Source organism: Klebsiella sp. AqSCr, assembly GCF_008452795.1.
GTDB lineage: Bacteria > Pseudomonadota > Gammaproteobacteria > Enterobacterales > Enterobacteriaceae > Klebsiella > Klebsiella pneumoniae.
On the sequence record NZ_MJDM01000007.1, the window covers coordinates 17,137 to 33,547 of the forward strand.

The 16,411-nt window shown below is 56.4% G+C and carries 17 protein-coding genes; 9 read left to right on the forward strand and 8 right to left on the reverse strand.

Annotated features, from left to right (window positions below):
* Positions 1–184: 184 nt before the first annotated feature.
* Positions 185–1,594 carry a glutamate--ammonia ligase gene (gene glnA / locus BHE81_RS23030; protein ID WP_002882753.1) on the reverse strand — a complete coding sequence of 470 codons (1,410 nt, stop codon included), beginning with the start codon at positions 1,592–1,594 and terminating at the stop codon, positions 185–187.
* Positions 1,595–1,972: 378 nt separating this feature from the next.
* On the opposite strand from glnA, the gene typA reads away from it, so the two are divergent.
* From typA to fabY, 5 genes are all read left to right on the forward strand, one after another.
* Positions 1,973–3,796 carry a ribosome-dependent GTPase TypA gene (gene typA, locus BHE81_RS23035; protein WP_002882755.1) on the forward strand — a complete coding sequence of 608 codons (1,824 nt, stop codon included), beginning with the start codon at positions 1,973–1,975 and terminating at the stop codon, positions 3,794–3,796.
* A 135-nt stretch (positions 3,797–3,931) separates the two neighbouring features.
* On the forward strand, positions 3,932–4,531 hold the full coding sequence (yihX, locus tag BHE81_RS23040; protein WP_004151865.1) for a glucose-1-phosphatase: 600 nt from the start codon (positions 3,932–3,934) through the stop codon (positions 4,529–4,531).
* Positions 4,525–5,385 carry a virulence factor BrkB family protein gene (locus BHE81_RS23045; protein WP_004146232.1) on the forward strand — a complete coding sequence of 287 codons (861 nt, stop codon included), beginning with the start codon at positions 4,525–4,527 and terminating at the stop codon, positions 5,383–5,385. Before yihX ends, BHE81_RS23045 begins: the two co-directional genes overlap by 7 nt.
* Positions 5,382–5,819: a D-aminoacyl-tRNA deacylase gene (gene dtd, locus BHE81_RS23050; RefSeq protein ID WP_002882809.1), complete on the forward strand. Its 438-nt coding sequence runs from the start codon at positions 5,382–5,384 to the stop codon at positions 5,817–5,819. Before BHE81_RS23045 ends, dtd begins: the two co-directional genes overlap by 4 nt.
* Positions 5,820–5,863: 44 nt before the next feature.
* Entirely contained in the window at positions 5,864–6,805 is a 942-nt protein-coding gene (gene fabY, locus BHE81_RS23055) for a fatty acid biosynthesis protein FabY (RefSeq protein ID WP_004178031.1), read from the forward strand.
* A 13-nt stretch (positions 6,806–6,818) separates the two neighbouring features.
* Here the strand turns inward: fabY and BHE81_RS23060 are convergent, their stop codons facing one another.
* Positions 6,819–7,736 (reverse strand): alpha/beta hydrolase, encoded by a 918-nt coding sequence (locus BHE81_RS23060; protein ID WP_023302328.1) that lies wholly within the window; start codon positions 7,734–7,736, stop codon positions 6,819–6,821.
* A 204-nt stretch (positions 7,737–7,940) separates the two neighbouring features.
* Here BHE81_RS23060 and BHE81_RS23065 point away from each other — a divergent pair, with 204 nt between their 5' ends.
* A complete protein-coding gene (locus tag BHE81_RS23065; protein WP_004150355.1) occupies positions 7,941–8,183 on the forward strand; it encodes a CopG family transcriptional regulator in 243 nt (80 codons plus the stop codon).
* A complete protein-coding gene (locus tag BHE81_RS23070; protein ID WP_002882817.1) occupies positions 8,183–8,566 on the forward strand; it encodes a type II toxin-antitoxin system VapC family toxin in 384 nt (127 codons plus the stop codon). The genes BHE81_RS23065 and BHE81_RS23070 overlap by 1 nt, the downstream gene beginning before the upstream one ends.
* A gap of 173 nt (positions 8,567–8,739) precedes the next feature.
* Here BHE81_RS23070 and fdhE read toward each other — a convergent pair whose 3' ends face one another.
* From fdhE to fdnG, 4 genes are read right to left on the reverse strand one after another with little or no spacing between them, the layout of a single operon-like run.
* Complete coding sequence (gene fdhE / locus BHE81_RS23075) at positions 8,740–9,669, reverse strand: formate dehydrogenase accessory protein FdhE (protein WP_004150358.1); 930 nt, start codon at positions 9,667–9,669, stop codon at positions 8,740–8,742.
* Positions 9,666–10,301, reverse strand: coding sequence for a formate dehydrogenase cytochrome b556 subunit (fdoI, locus tag BHE81_RS23080; RefSeq protein ID WP_002882818.1), 636 nt, complete (start codon positions 10,299–10,301; stop codon positions 9,666–9,668). Before fdoI ends, fdhE begins: the two co-directional genes overlap by 4 nt.
* Positions 10,298–11,200: a formate dehydrogenase subunit beta gene (gene fdxH / locus BHE81_RS23085; protein ID WP_002882822.1), complete on the reverse strand. Its 903-nt coding sequence runs from the start codon at positions 11,198–11,200 to the stop codon at positions 10,298–10,300. Before fdxH ends, fdoI begins: the two co-directional genes overlap by 4 nt.
* A 12-nt stretch (positions 11,201–11,212) precedes the next feature.
* The gene (fdnG, locus tag BHE81_RS23090; protein WP_085921749.1) at positions 11,213–14,263 is read right to left on the reverse strand and encodes a formate dehydrogenase-N subunit alpha; all 3,051 of its coding nucleotides are present in this window, start codon (positions 14,261–14,263) and stop codon (positions 11,213–11,215) included.
* A 156-nt stretch (positions 14,264–14,419) separates the two neighbouring features.
* On the opposite strand from fdnG, the gene fdhD reads away from it, so the two are divergent.
* On the forward strand, positions 14,420–15,256 hold the full coding sequence (fdhD, locus tag BHE81_RS23095; RefSeq protein WP_023302329.1) for a formate dehydrogenase accessory sulfurtransferase FdhD: 837 nt from the start codon (positions 14,420–14,422) through the stop codon (positions 15,254–15,256).
* Positions 15,257–15,384: 128 nt separating this feature from the next.
* A complete protein-coding gene (locus tag BHE81_RS23100) occupies positions 15,385–15,597 on the forward strand; it encodes a YdgH/BhsA/McbA-like domain containing protein (protein ID WP_002882830.1) in 213 nt (70 codons plus the stop codon).
* Between the two features lie 40 nt (positions 15,598–15,637).
* Here BHE81_RS23100 and BHE81_RS23105 read toward each other — a convergent pair whose 3' ends face one another.
* Both BHE81_RS23105 and BHE81_RS28855 read right to left on the reverse strand, forming a co-directional pair.
* Entirely contained in the window at positions 15,638–15,961 is a 324-nt protein-coding gene (locus BHE81_RS23105; RefSeq protein ID WP_004146241.1) for an AzlD domain-containing protein, read from the reverse strand.
* The coding region (locus BHE81_RS28855) for an AzlC family ABC transporter permease (RefSeq protein WP_228268728.1) at positions 15,961–16,411 on the reverse strand (451 nt) is incomplete at its 5' end. The genes BHE81_RS28855 and BHE81_RS23105, both read right to left, overlap by 1 nt.

Here is a 16,411-nt window from a genome sequence, read left to right on the forward strand (position 1 = left end):
CAGTCTCCTGAAAATGAGTGCACCAATTTAGTGCAGTATAGCTTTTTATCGGTAAAAAGCTCGCGAGATCAGCGTGTTGGTGGAGAAAAAAGCCCATCCTGAGATGGGCTGAAAGTTTCCACGGCAACAAAATATCCCGGGCATCTCGCGCCACAACACGACATACCCTGGATTTACAGCAAAATTAGACGCTGTAGTACAGTTCGAACTCAACCGGATGCGGAGTCATGCGTACGCGGTCGTTCTCTTCCATACGCAGGGCGATGTAGGCATCGATAGCGTCATTGGTGAACACGCCGCCAGCGGTCAGGAACTCGCGGTCAGCATCCAGGGCCTGCAGGGCTTCTTCCAGAGAGCCGGCAACCTGCGGGATCTCTTTCGCTTCTTCCGGCGGCAGGTCATACAGGTTTTTATCCATTGCTTCGCCCGGATGGATTTTGTTCTTGATACCATCAAGGCCAGCCATCAGCAGCGCCGCAAAGCACAGGTACGGGTTGGCAGCCGGGTCCGGGAAGCGCACTTCGATACGACGCGCTTTCGGAGAGGTCACCACCGGAATACGGATAGAGGCAGAGCGGTTACGGGCAGAGTAAGCCAGCATAACCGGCGCTTCGTAACCCGGGACCAGACGCTTGTAGGAGTTGGTGGTCGGGTTCGCCAGGGCGTTGATGGCTTTAGCGTGTTTGATTACGCCGCCGATGTAGAACAGCGCCTGCTCAGACAGACCGGCGTATTTGTCGCCGGAGAACAGGTTGGTACCGTTTTTCGCCAGAGACATATGGCAGTGCATGCCGGAGCCGTTGTCGCCGAACATCGGTTTCGGCATAAAGGTCGCGGTTTTACCAAAGCGGTGAGCGACGTTGTGAACAACGTATTTGTAAATCTGAATTTCATCCGCTTTTTTGGTCATGGTATTGAAGCGGGTTGCCACTTCGTTCTGACCTGCGGTTGCTACTTCATGGTGATGGGCTTCAACAACCAGACCCATCTCTTCCATGATCATACACATGGTGGAACGGATGTCCTGAGAAGAGTCTACTGGCGGAACCGGGAAGTAACCCCCTTTCACGCCCGGACGGTGACCTTTGTTACCGCCTTCGTATTTGGTAGAGGAGTTCCACGCACCTTCAATGTCATCGATCGCGACATGGGAGCCGGAGATAGAGGCGCCAAAGCGGATGTCGTCGAACAGGAAGAATTCTGGTTCTGGCCCGAACAGGACGGTATCAGCGATGCCGGTGGCGCGCAGGTACTCTTCAGCGCGTTTCGCGATGGAGCGCGGGTCACGGTCATAGCCCTGCAGGGTGCCTGGCTCGAGGATATCGCAGCGGATGATCAGGGTCGGTTCTTCGTAGAACGGGTCAATGACCGCGGTGGACGCGTCCGGCATCAGGACCATGTCAGATTCGTTGATACCTTTCCAGCCACCAATCGAGGAGCCATCAAACATTTTGCCTTCTTCGAAGAATTCGGCATTTACCTGATGAGACGGAATCGTGACGTGCTGTTCTTTACCTTTGGTATCGGTGAAGCGCAGATCGACAAACTTCACTTCGTGCTCGTTCAGCATCGTCAAAACGTGTTCAGCGGACATACTTAAACTCTCCCGGATTGGTCATTGTCGTCGTGGTAACGAAAACTTCATACTGCTTAAAAGTGGCGTTGTTGCCTTAAAAAATATAAAGCGAAATCTGTGCCAACTTTTAAATGCCCCATAAAACGCTGTATCATGCGCACCATAGTGCAAAAGGACTGCACCATGATGGAGATAATGCACCAAAATAGTGCTTCAGTGTGAACATTGAGCACCATTTTGGTGCAATTTTTGTTACGGTGCCCTTTTATCGCTCCGTGAAAGCGGTCACAAAGAAACTCTGCAATACTTGTTTGCGGAGGATGTTTGTGATCCTGTTCAGTCCTTCGCTTAATACGTGTACAATAACGCGCTATTTCTAATGCCTGAGGCAAAGTTGTGATCGAAAATCTGCGTAATATCGCCATCATCGCGCACGTTGACCATGGTAAAACTACCCTGGTTGACAAGCTGCTACAGCAATCCGGTACGTTCGACGCACGTACTGAAGCACAAGAACGTGTGATGGACTCCAACGATTTGGAGAAAGAGCGTGGGATTACCATCCTCGCGAAAAACACCGCAATCAAATGGAATGATTACCGTATCAACATCGTTGATACCCCAGGGCACGCCGACTTCGGAGGTGAAGTTGAGCGTGTTATGTCCATGGTTGACTCTGTGCTGCTGGTGGTAGATGCCTTTGATGGCCCGATGCCGCAAACGCGCTTCGTGACCAAAAAAGCTTTTGCCCACGGTCTGAAGCCGATCGTGGTCATCAACAAAGTTGACCGCCCGGGCGCGCGTCCGGACTGGGTTGTCGATCAGGTGTTCGACCTGTTCGTTAACCTCGATGCGACCGACGAACAGCTGGACTTCCCGATCGTTTACGCGTCCGCGCTGAACGGTATCGCGGGTCTGGATCACGAAGACATGGCTGACGACATGACCCCGCTGTACCAGGCGATTGTCGATCGCGTGCCGGCGCCGGACGTTGATCTTGACGGTCCGCTGCAGATGCAGATCTCCCAGCTGGACTACAACAACTACGTTGGTGTTATCGGCATCGGCCGCATCAAGCGCGGTAAAGTGAAGCCGAACCAGCAGGTCACTATCATCGATAGCGAAGGCAAAACCCGTAATGGTAAAGTCGGTAAGGTACTGACTCACCTGGGTCTGGAGCGAATTGAGAGCGACGTAGCTGAAGCTGGCGACATCATCGCGATCACCGGTCTGGGCGAGCTGAACATCTCCGACACCATCTGCGACCCGCAGAATGTCGAAGCGCTGCCGGCCCTGTCCGTTGATGAGCCGACCGTTTCCATGTTCTTCAACGTCAACACCTCTCCGTTCTGCGGTAAAGAAGGTAAGTTCGTTACCTCTCGCCAGATCCTGGACCGTCTGAATAAAGAGCTGGTGCACAACGTGGCGCTGCGCGTTGAAGAAACCGAAGACGCTGATGCGTTCCGCGTTTCCGGCCGTGGTGAACTGCACCTGTCCGTTCTGATTGAAAACATGCGTCGTGAAGGTTTCGAGATGGCGGTTTCCCGTCCGAAAGTTATCTTCCGCGAAATCGACGGCCGTAAACAAGAGCCGTTCGAGAACGTGACGCTGGACGTCGAAGAGCAGCACCAGGGTTCTGTCATGCAGGCGCTGGGCGAGCGTAAAGGCGACCTGAAAAACATGAATCCGGACGGTAAAGGCCGCGTACGTCTCGACTATGTGATCCCAAGCCGCGGTCTGATCGGCTTCCGTTCAGAGTTCATGACCATGACCTCCGGTACCGGTCTGCTGTACTCCACCTTCAGCCACTACGACGACGTTCGTCCGGGCGAAGTGGGCCAGCGTAACAACGGCGTACTGATCTCCAACGGTCAGGGTAAAGCGGTAGCGTTCGCGCTGTTCGGTCTGCAGGATCGCGGTAAGCTGTTCCTCGGCCACGGCGCTGAAGTTTACGAAGGCCAGATCATCGGTATTCACAGCCGTTCCAACGACCTGACGGTAAACTGCCTGACCGGTAAGAAACTGACCAACATGCGTGCGTCTGGTACTGACGAAGCCACGGTTCTGGTTCCGCCGGTTAAGATGACCCTGGAGCAGGCTCTGGAGTTCATCGATGACGACGAACTGGTAGAAGTTACTCCGACCTCTATCCGTATCCGTAAACGTCACCTGACCGAGAACGACCGTAAACGCGCGATGCGCGGTGCAAAAGAAGAGTAATTTTTTCTTCTTGTTGTTCGCTAAACCCCGCCTCTCCGGCGGGGTTTCTTTTTTTCATTCCTGCATCACACGCCAATAGTCAAATCCAGCCTTTCCCGCTAAAGTTAATTTTCCACGGCGCGGAAGGAGACAAAAATGCTCTATATCTTTGATTTAGGTAATGTGATTGTCGACATTGACTTCAACCGGGTATTGGGAGCCTGGAGCGATTTAACCCGCATCCCGCTGGCGACGCTGAAGCAGCATTTCACCATGGGTGAGGCTTTCCATCAGCATGAGCGCGGCGAGCTCAGCGATGAAGACTTTGCCGCCGCCATGTGCCATGAAATGAATATGCCCCTCAGCTATGAACAGTTTGCTCACGGCTGGCAGGCGGTGTTTGTCGCGCTGCGCCCGGAGGTGATTACCATCATGCATAAACTTCGTGCCCAGGGGCATCGGGTGGTGGTGCTCTCCAATACCAATCGTCTGCACACCACGTTCTGGCCCGATGAATACCCGGAAGTGCGCGCGGCCGCCGATCGCATTTATCTGTCGCAGGAGATGGGATTGCGTAAGCCTGAAGCGCAAATTTATCTGCGAGTACTGGAAGAAGAGGGGTTTTCCGCCGCAGATACGGTCTTTTTTGATGATAACGTCGATAATATAGCAGGGGCCAACCGGTTGGGGATCACCAGTATCCTGGTGACTGGTAAGGAGACCATCCCTGACTATTTCGCGAAACAGCTATGCTAAAAACCGTTCATCAAAAATTACTCCACCATACCCGGCCGCTGCTGGCGTGGCTAAAGCTGCTGTGGCGGCGCATTGATGAAGACCATATGACCACTCTGGCGGGGAACCTCGCCTATGTGTCATTACTGTCCCTGGTGCCGCTGATTGCCGTCGTGTTCGCGCTGTTTGCGGCCTTTCCTATGTTCTCCGAAGTCAGCGTGCAGATCCGTCATTTTATCTTCGCCAATTTTATTCCGGCGACCGGGGATGTAATCCAGGGATATATCGAGCAGTTCGTGGCCAACTCCAGCCGCATGACCGCCGTAGGCGCCTTTGGCCTGATCGTCACCTCGCTGCTGCTGATGTACTCGATCGACAGCGCGCTAAACACCATCTGGCGCAGCACGCGCAGCCGCCCCAAAGTTTATTCCTTTGCCGTTTACTGGATGATCCTGACCCTCGGCCCGCTGCTGGCGGGCGCCAGCCTGGCGATCAGTTCCTATCTGCTGTCGCTGCGCTGGGCAAGCGACCTGGACGGCGTAATTGATAATCTGCTCCGCCTATTTCCGCTGATCCTCTCCTGGGCAGCGTTCTGGCTGCTCTATAGTATTGTACCGACTACCCAGGTACGTAACCGCGACGCGGTGATCGGGGCGCTGGTGGCGGCGCTGCTGTTTGAGGCAGGTAAAAAGGCGTTTGCCCTCTATATCACCACCTTTCCGTCCTATCAGCTAATTTATGGCGTGATTTCGGTGGTGCCGATTTTGTTCGTCTGGGTGTACTGGACCTGGTGTATCGTCTTGCTTGGCGCTGAAATTACTGTCACTCTCGGTGAATACCGCAAACTTAAAACAGAAGAAACAGAACAACCATGATTGCATTAATTCAACGCGTATCCCGTGCAAGCGTTACCGTGGCGGACGAGGTGACGGGCGAAATTGGCCCGGGGCTTCTGGTGCTGCTGGGCGTCGAGAAAGACGATGATGAACAAAAGGCGAATCGCCTTTGTGAACGCGTGCTGGGCTACCGCATCTTCAGTGATGCGGAAGGGAAAATGAACCTGAATGTCCAGCAGGCGGGCGGCAGCGTGCTGGTGGTTTCGCAATTTACGCTGGCGGCCGATACCGAGCGGGGGATGCGACCGAGCTTCTCGAAAGGCGCTGCCCCTGACCGCGCTGAGGCGCTGTATGAGTATTTCGTCGCCCGCTGTCGCCAGCAGGAAATGCACACCCAGACCGGAAGATTCGCTGCGGATATGCAGGTTTCTTTGGTCAATGATGGTCCCGTGACCTTTTGGTTGCAGGTATGACCCAGCTTCCGGGCAGGCTGCGGGTAACAAAAGAGAGTACGACTATGTATCACCTTCGTGTACCGCAAACAGCAGAAGAGTTAGAGAGCTACTACCAGTTCCGCTGGGAGATGCTGCGTAAGCCGCTGCATCAGCCTAAGGGATCGGAACGTGACGCCTGGGATGCGATGGCGCATCATCAGATGGTAGTGGATGAAGAGGGCAACCTGGTTGCCGTCGGCCGGCTATATATCAATGCGGAGAATGAAGCCTCCATCCGCTTTATGGCTGTGCATCCCTCGGTGCAGGATAAAGGGCTGGGTACGCTGATGGCGATGACCCTGGAGTCCGTCGCGCGTCAGGAAGGGGTTAAGCGGGTTACCTGCAGCGCGCGCGAAGATGCGGTGGAATTTTTCGCCAAGCTCGGATTTGTCAATCAGGGTGAGATCACCACCCCGACCACCACGCCGATCCGTCATTTTCTGATGATCAAACCGGTCGCGTCGCTGGATGATATTTTGCACCGCGGCGACTGGTGCGCACAGCTCCAGCAGGCGTGGTATCAGCATATTCCGCTGAGTGAAAAAATGGGCGTACGTATTCAGCAGTACACCGGGCAGAAATTTATTACCACCATGCCGGAGGCGGGGAACCAGAATCCGCACCATACGCTGTTCGCCGGCAGCCTGTTTTCGCTCGCTACCTTAACCGGATGGGGGCTTATCTGGCTGATGCTGCGCGAGCGGCACCTGGGAGGCACCATTATTCTGGCGGATGCGCATATCCGCTACAGCCAGCCTATTAGCGGCCGCCCCAGCGCCATCGCCGACCTCGGTTCTCTGAGCGGCGATCTCGACCGACTGGCGCGCGGGCGTAAAGCCCGCGTGCAAATGCAGGTGGAGCTTTTTGGCGACGATAAACAGGGCGCCGTTTTCGAGGGGATCTACATCGTGTTGCCGGCGAAGCCCTTTGGCTCGTACGAAGAGGGCGGCAACGAGGAAGAGTAAGCGCCTGGGGCAGTTATCGTCCTGGCGATGCCACACGCCAGGCGATATCCCGCATGGCATCACGCGCGGCGTTGCTGACGCCTCCCAGCTGAAAGAAGCCGTGGATCACCCCCAGATAGCGCTGACAGGAACTCTCCACCCCTTGCTCCGTCAGCCTTCGGTACAGCACTTCGCCCTCATCACGTAAAGGATCGAACTCCGCCGTCAGGATGTGGACCGGTGGCAGACCGTGAAAATCTTCGCGCCACAGCGGACTGGCATCCGGATGGGTAGCGGGTGTGGCCGCTAAATACATTTCGTAGCCGCTCAGTAGCGTGTCCCGGGTAATCACATAGTCATCGCCATTGCTGAGGTAGCTCGCCATGCTGGCGGTAGCGTCGAGCATCGGGTAAATCAGGATAAGCTGTGCAGGCTGCCATGTTCCCGCCGCTTTCAGGCGCAGGGCCGTGACCAGGGCGAGATGCCCGCCGGCGCTGTCGCCGGCCAGGGTGATACGTGATGCGTCAACGCCAAGCTGTTTTGCGTTCTGGTGAATAATCGTGGCACCTCGTTCTGCATCATCGTGCGCCGCCGGAAAGGTATGCTCCGGCGCCAGGCGGTACTGTACAGCGATCACCCGGCAACCGCTGAACATGGCTAACTGACGGAGTTGGTTATCGTGGGTGGTAAAGCCGCCGCTGACAAAACAGCCGCCGTGGTAGTAGATAAGCGTGGGTAGCAGGCCGTCGGCTGTGGGCGGTGAAACGACGCGGAAGTGCATACCCTCCAGGGTGATATCCTCCACCCGCACTCGCGTTTCCGTCTCCCCGGCGAGTACCGCACTGGCGATATAGCCGGCCCTCCGATCATCAATATGCTGATCGCGTGATGACGGACGACCTGCCGCAATAAATGCCTCAACCAGCGAAGCAATCCCTTTTTCCAGCGCCATATGAAGTTCCTTATACTGTTTTAATATCCAGTGTTATAGCCTGGATTATGGCGAAAAGACAGGCCTGTTGAGGTCGCCTGTGCATTATGGAAAGCGGCTCGCAAAAAAGAGTTTACCTGACAAAATCCTGTTTGTTTCCGATTTCAAAAGCTCTAGATTGCTCATAACTTCATCACTGGTGATATACTTGAGGTATATATGAGCATGATGGCTGAAAGGGATATGGGCAGAATTCTTCTCGATTTATCAGACGATGTCATTCAACGTCTCGATGACCTCAAAGTGCAGCGTAACATTCCGCGAGCGGAACTGTTACGTGAAGCGGTTGAACAATATCTGGAGAAACAAGATCGAGCTAAAGATACCATCTCCAGTGCGCTGGGTCTGTGGCAAGACTGCGAAGAAGACGGCATGGAATATCAACGTCAGCTACGCAAGGAGTGGTAATGACCTCCGGATCTGCGCTTTTTGATACCAATATTCTTATTGATTTATTTAGCGGGCGTCGCGAAGCCAAACAGGCGCTGGAGGCCTGGCCACCGCAGAATGCGATCAGTCTGATTACCTGGATGGAGGTGATGGTTGGCGCTAAAAAATATCACCAGGAGCAGCGTACGCGAATGGCGCTGAGCACCTTTAATATCATTAACATCTCACAGGATATTGCAGAGCGAAGCGTTGCGCTGCGGCAGGAGTATAAGCTTAAGCTGCCGGATGCCATCATTCTGGCGACGGCGCAACTCCATCGTCTGGAACTAATTACGCGGAATACGAAGGATTTTGCCGGTATTCCTGGCGTAGTCACGCCGTACGAAATCCACCCTGAATAATTCGAGTGGCAGGAGGACGACAAGTGAGCGACAGACTCGTCTGAAACGAATATCTCCAGCCAAAGGTTGGCCTCTGATAACGGTCAGTGACGCGTGTGAATAATCCCTGCGCACGTTCGTGTCACAAGAAGGAAAACGGGCGACAAGAGCCGCCCGAAATCATACTGCAGAACTTACTCCCCTTCGCCGGGGAACATGAACGGGTTAATTGAGCTTCTGGCGAAGCCCTCCTGTTCCATGCGGGCGTCGAGCACCAGGGAGGCCAAATCGTCGGCGACGGCTTCGACTTTCGGATCCTTCTCCTGATACATAATCTTCAGGTAGGTTCCGCAGTCGCCGCAGCTTTCGGCTTTCACCGCCGCCTGCTCGTTGTCCAGCGACCAGTAGTGCAGGTCGCGGCTCTGCTCGCAGTTGCTGCACTTGACGCGTACTACGTGCCACTCAGTTTCGCACAGGTTGCAGTGCAGATAGCGCAGCCCCTGAGTGGTGCCGATTTGCACGATGCTGGAGACCGGCATCGAGCCGCACACCGGGCAGAACTGGCGCTGTTCGCCGTATTCGGCGCGCGCTTTTCCTGGGATCAGACTGGCCATCTGCGCCCAGTAGAGCGACAGCGCAGCCCAGATAAACGGCGCTTTGTCGCTACTGACGGAGGCGAAATCGGAAACAAACAGCGCGCTGGCCATCTGCTCCAGCTCCTGCTCAGAGGCTTTTTCCAGATTCTCAATGACCGCCAGCGCCGGGCCGCTCATCTCCGGCTTCAGCTCGGCAATCAGCGAGTGCAACAGCTTGTGCCAGTGCTTGTCGCGCGGCAGGACGTGGATATCCAGCGGCGGCTTGCCCTGTTCGCTGGCCGCTTTAATGCGGGCGGTGAGATCCATCTGCAGCGGATGGTCGTACAGCACTACTTCCTGGGCATGGGCAATCAGCGCGGCAAAGCGCAGGTAATCGCCTAGCGGGTTATTAGCGGCCAGCTCGCGCAAGCGTTCAGCGCGGCGGTTATACAGATTTTTCAGCCTGGGGAACAGTAACGGCGGAATTGCTTCCGCCGTGCGTTTCTCGCTCGAACCCAGCTCGTCTTGCGGGATTATGCGAATACTCATTCAGATGACTTTTCCTGTTTCTGGCGGACCTCTCGGTACCAGCGCGGGTGATGTTTCTTCGCCCACGTTTTGGTAACCCAGCCTTCCACCATCGCGGTAATGGTGCCTTTCACCCAGAGGGCGGCGTAGATATGCACCATGATAACCACAATTAACGCCACTGCGGCAAATGAATGCAGCATCAGCGCAAATCGGATCACCGGGATTGAGAAAGCCGGCGCAAAATACGGACGCCAGATGATCACACCGCTCACCAGCAGCAGTACCAGGAAGATAATCGCCGCCCAGAATACGCATTTCTGGCCGAAGTTATAGCGCCCGGTATCGCCCACCTCCTCGTTGACGACGATCTTACGAATATTCTTCGCCCAAAAGATATCATCCCGATTGATTAGGTTGTGATGCCAGTAACGGAAAAACATGATGATAAACGACGCGAACATCACCACCCCGACGAACGGGTGGAGAATTCGCGCCAGCTGCGGCGTGCCGAGGATATGCATCAGCCAGTTAAAGGACGGGAAGAAAAAGCCTAACCCGCTCACCGCCGCCAGGACGAAGCAGAAGGCGGTGACCCAGTGGTTGATGCGTTCCGGCGCCGTGTAGCGCACGATGGTGTCACGTCTTTTCATTTGCGCACCTCGTCTTTCTCTTCATGCAGATTGTCCTCTTCCTCTTCCGCGCGGTTTGGACCGACGCCGACGTAGTGGAAGATACTGGCTGCGAAGGTCGCGGCGAAGCCGACGGCCGCCAGCGGTTTCCAGATGCCTTTCCAGAACTTGACGGTCTGGCTGATCTCCGGGTTTTCCGGCAGGCCGTGGTACAGATTCGGCTTGTCGGCATGGTGCAGCACGTACATGACGTGGGTGCCACCGACGCCGGCCGGATCGTACAGGCCCGCATTGTCATAACCGCGGGTTTTCAGCTCAGCCACGCGTTCGCCGGCCAGCGTTTTCATATCCTCTTTGGAGCCAAAGTGGATTGCGCCGGTCGGGCAGGTTTTCACGCAGGCTGGTTCCTGGCCGACGGTCACGCGGTCTACGCACAGGGTACATTTGTAGACGCGGTTGTCTTCCGGGTTCAGACGCGGTACATCGAACGGACAGCCGGCGATACAGTAGCCGCAGCCGATGCACTGCTCGGACTGGAAGTCGACAATACCGTTGGCGTACTGAATGATCGCGCCTTCTGACGGGCAGGCCTTCAGGCAGCCCGGGTCCGCGCAGTGCATGCAGCCATCCTTGCGGATGAGCCATTCCAGCTTGTCGTTTTGTTCCACCTCCGAGAAGCGCATGACCGTCCATGACTTGGCGGTCAGGTCCGCCGGGTTGTCATACACCCCGACATTGTGACCGACTTCATCACGAATATCGTTCCATTCGGAGCAGGCCACCTGACAGGCTTTGCAGCCGATACAGGTGGTGACGTCGATAAGCTTCGCCACCTCCTGCTGGTGGTCCCGCGCCTGAGGCGCGGGGGTGAAACCGTTAGTCGCGGAACGACGAATAATATCTTGCGATTGGTAAGCCATAAGTCGTCTCCGTTACACCTTTTCCACGTTCACAAGGAAAGCTTTGAACTCCGGCGTCTGCGTATTCGCATCACCGACGAACGGCGTCAGGGTATTGGCAATAAAGCCTTTTTTCGCCACGCCCTCATAGCCCCAGTGAATAGGAATGCCGATGGTATCGATATCCTTACCGTCAACTTTCAGCGTGCGAATACGTTTGGTCACCACCGCCTTGGCTTTGATATAGCCGCGGTTGGAGGAAACTTTCACGGTATCGCCGTGGCCGATGCCGAGCTTATTCGCCAGTTTTTCCCCGATCTCCACGAACTGTTCCGGCTGGGCGATGGCGTTAAGTAGCGCATGCTTGGTCCAGTAGTGGAAGTGCTCGGTCAGACGGTAAGTGGTGCCGACGTACGGGAACTTCTCGGCCTTACCCATCTGCTCGAGATCGCCTTTGAAGACGCGAGCGGCCGGGTTAGAGACCACGTTCGGGTGCAGCGGGTTGGTCCCGAGCGGCGTTTCAAACGGCTCGTAGTGTTCCGGGAACGGTCCTTCCGCCATCTTGTCGATAGCGAACAGACGGCCCATCCCTTCCGGCTGCATGATAAACGGACCGACGTCGCTGCCAGGCGCGGCGGCGCTGTAGTCCGGAATATCCACGCCGCCCCATTTGGCGCCGTCCCATTTCAGCAACTGACGCTTCGGATCCCACGGTTTACCCTGCGGGTCCGCGGAGGCGCGGTTATACAGGATGCGGCGGTTGAGCGGCCAGGCCCAGGCCCAGCCCAGGGTATTGCCGAGACCGGATGGATCGGCGTTATCGCGGCGCGCCATCTGGTTACCTTCCGGCGTCCAGCTCCCGGCGAAGATCCAGCAGCCGCTGGAGGTGGTGCCATCATCTCGCAGCTGCGCAAAGGAGCTCAGCTGTTGGCCTTTCTTGACGATCACCGCGCCGGTTGCCGGGTCGGTGATATCCGCCAGCGCTTTACCGTTGCTTTCCATCGCCACTTCTTCCGATGCCGGCTCGTGTGGCGTGGAGTAGTTCCACGTCATGTTGAGCACCGGCTCCGGCGCCGGGCCACCCTCTTCGGCATACATCTTACGCAGGCGAGTGAAGATACCGGCGAGAATTTCACCATCGGTGACGGCGATCCCCGGGGCGTCCGCGCCTTTCCAGTGCCATTGCAGCCAGCGGCCGGAGTTGACGATAGACCCATTCTCTTCGGCGAAGCAGGTGGAGGGCAGACGGAACACTTCGGTCTGGATTTTCGCCGGATCGACATCGTTCGACTCACCATGGTTTTGCCAGAAGGTGGACGTTTCGGTATTGAGCGGGTCGATAGTCACGAGGAACTTCAGCTTCGACAGGGAAGCGACGACCTTGTTTTTATTCGGGAACGAGGCGACCGGGTTAAAGCCCTGGCAAATATAGCCATTCACTTTGCCCTGATTCATCATCTCGAAGTACTGCAGAACGTCGTAGCTCTTATCCCACTTCGGCAGCCAGTCATAGCCCCAGCTGTTTTCCGCGGTGGCTTTGTCGCCGAAGAAGGCTTTCATCATGGAGACGAAGAACTTCGGATAGTTGCCCCAGTAGTTGACCTGGTCTTTCAGCAGCGGCTTCGGCGTGTTAGCCGTCAGGTAGGTCTGCAGGTCGGCCTGTTTTTCGTTCGGCAGCGACATGTAGCCTGGCAGGCTGGTGGAGAGCAGGCCGAGGTCGGTCAGGCCCTGGATATTGGAGTGGCCGCGCAGGGCGTTGACGCCGCCGCCCGCCATCCCCATGTTGCCGAGCAGCAGCTGGATCATCGCCATGGTGCGGATATTCTGCGCACCGATGGAGTGCTGGGTCCAGCCGAGAGCGTACAGGAACGATGCGGTCTTATCCGGCGCGCTGGTTTCAGCAATGTATTCACAGACTTTGAGGAAGTCGGCCTTCGGCGTACCGCAGATGTTTTCGACCACATCCGGGGTATAACGGGAAACATGCTGCTTCAGCAGGTTCCAGACGCAGCGCGGATGTTGCAGCGTAGTATCGCGTTTGGCGAAGCCGTTTTCGTCCAGCTCATAGTTCCAGCTGGTTTTGTCGTACTGACGTTTTTCTGCGTTATAGCCGCTGAACAGCCCGTCGTCGAAGCTATAGTCCTCACGCACGATCAGGCTGGCGTTGGTGTAGGCTTCGGTGTATTCGCGGTTGAATTTTTCGTTATTCAGCAGATACAGGATCACGCCCGACAGGAAGGTAATGTCGGTACCGGAACGAATCGGGGTATAGAAATCAGCCACCGACGCCGTACGCGTAAAGCGCGGATCGATAACGATGAGCTTGGCGCCGTTATGAATTTTGGCTTCCATCGCCCAGCGGAACCCCACCGGATGCGCTTCTGCGGCGTTACCGCCCATCACTACGACCAGGTTGGCGTTTTTAATATCAACCCAGTGGTTGGTCATCGCACCGCGACCAAATGTTGGAGCAAGACTTGCTACCGTTGGTCCGTGTCAGACACGCGCCTGGTTATCCACCGCCAGCATCCCGAGGGCGCGGGTGAATTTTTGCGTTAAATAGCCGGTTTCGTTACTGGAGGCGGAGGCGCACAGCATCCCGGTCGTCAACCAGCGGTTGACGGTGGTGCCGGCGTCGTTTTGCGCGATAAAGTTGGCGTCGCGGTCCTCTTTCATCAGCTTGGCGATGCGATCGAACGCTTCGTCCCAACTGATTTGCTGCCATTTATCGGAGCCTGGCGCGCGATATTCCGGGAATTTCAGGCGGCTTTCAGAATGGATAAAGTCCACCAGACCAGCCCCTTTCGGACAGAGCGCACCACGGTTGACCGGATGATCCGGATCGCCTTCGATATGGAAAATGGATGCTTTGGCGTTTTTCGCGCCGTCGCCGAGGCTATACATCAACAGCCCACAGCCGACAGAACAGTATGTGCAGGTGTTACGGGTTTCGCGCGTGCGCAGCAATTTGTACTGCCGTGTCTCCGCGAGCGCAGTTGCCGGGGCAAAGCCCAGCGCTGCTGCCGTGGTTCCCGCCATACCGCCAGCGCAGATCTTAAAGAACTGCCTTCTGCTGACCTGCATGGTTCGCTCCTTGTTTCGACATTGTCACATGTAGTTATTTACTTTGCGGTGAAGGCCGCAAAGGTTCAGAATTAGGGCAAATTTCCCTCATTCCTGAAGGGATAAAAACAGAATACCACATTGTGTGTATGCCTGTTCCAATACGGTTAAAGCAAAGTGAACAAGAAGCCTCTCGAACAAATCAAAAATGTGACGAATATCACAGGATATCGCCAGGTCTCCCTCTGGAAACGCGAGGATCTGCAACACCCTCAGCCAGATGAGTTAGCGGAAGAGGTGCCCGTCGCGCTGGTCTACAACGGTATCTCTCACGTGGTGATGATGGCCTCCCCGAAAGATCTGGAGCAATTCGCCGTCGGCTTCTCCTTATCCGAAGGGATTATCGAGCACCGGCGGGAGATTTTCGGCATGGACGTGGTAGCGGTGTGCAACGGCCTTGAGGTGCAGATTGAGCTCTCCAGCCGGCGTTTTATGGGCCTCAAAGCCCGGCGTCGCGCGCTGGCCGGGCGCACCGGCTGCGGCGTATGCGGCGTCGAGCAGCTCAATGATATTGGTAAGCCGGTCCAGCCGCTGCCGTTCACTCAGTCGTTCGATTTAGCCAATCTCGATCAGGCCCTGGCGCATCTTAACGACTTTCAACCGGTTGGCCGGCTCACCGGCTGTACTCACGCGGCCGCGTGGGTCCGGTTGACGGGCGAACTGGCGGGGGGGTTTGAAGACGTTGGCCGGCATGTCGCCCTGGATAAATTGCTGGGCCGGCGGGCGGAAGTCGGCGAGGGGTGGCAGCATGGCGCCGCGCTGGTCTCCAGCCGCGCCAGTTATGAAATGGTGCAGAAGGCGGCGATGTGCGGCGTCGAGATCCTGTTCGCGGTCTCGGCGGCCACCACCTTAGCAGTGGAAGTTGCCGAGCGCTGCAATCTGACGCTGGTGGGCTTTTGCAAGCCGGGCAGGGCGACAGTTTACACCCATCCGCAGCGTTTAATTGCGGGTTAAATATTGGTCAATAAATTTGAACAATGACAGCAAATCCTTCCGCTTTTTGTTTAGCGATGTGCGGGATACTATTTAACACATCAAGGCACAGCGCCTTATCTAAACAACTAAATGAAAGGGTTTATATCATGAAAAGCATCAAAACTTTTGTCGCAGTAATCGCTATGGCCGCCTCTTTCGCTTCCTTCGCTGCTGAAACCGTGACCGCAACCGCCTCCACAATGGACGGCGCGGAAGCGAAAATCGCCGCACAGGCGCAGGCTGCCGGCGCTTCGTCTTACAAAATCACCGAAGCGTTTACCGGCAACCGCGTGCATATGACTGCCGAACTGAACAAATAAGCGTATAGCAACTGTCGAAAGAGCGCCTCAGGGCGCTTTTTTAGTTTATACCCGCCAGGCGCAGCAGCGCGGTCACCACGGCGGCGGCGATAATCACGCCGATCAGCGGGACCTTGCGCCAGGCGAGGAACACAGCGAAAGCAACGCCCAGAACGCGCGCCATACCGGCGAAATGTGCGCCCTCATAGAAAGTGGTGGCCAGGGCGACGGAAAAAAGCAGCACCGTCGCCGCATCGGAAAGCAGCGCCTGCGAGCGCTCGGAAAATGCCAGCCGATTGCCGAGCTTCGCGCCGCCGAGACGCATCAGATAGGTTCCCAGCGACAGGATGGCGATACCGGCGATAAACAGCGTCATATTGCCCATTATTTTTTCCTCGACAGTAAACCGAACAGCGAAAGCAGCACTGGCAGCCCGGTGGGCACAAACGGTACGGCGGCAAGCGCCAGCGCGGCGCCGCTGGCGGCGCGGATCAGCGTAGTGCGGTTTTTAAAGGCCGGGATCACCAGCGCCAGCAGGATCGCCGGGAAGACCGCATCAAGCCCGATGGTTTCCGGCGCCGGCAGCAGTTTGCCGACGGCCGCGCCGGTTAGCGTACCGAGGGGCCAGATCAGCGCGACGCCAGCGCCGCACAGCCAGTAGGCCGCTTTGCGCTGCGCGGGGGTGGGCTGCGACAAGCCAAAGACCACGCTCTCGTCGTTCATAATGTGGCACCCGATAAAGCTTAAGGCGCGCCGACCAACCAGTTCGCGTACGGTCACCCCGAACGGGATATGACGCGCATTGACTAACAGGCCGGCGGCGGCGGCGGCCCGC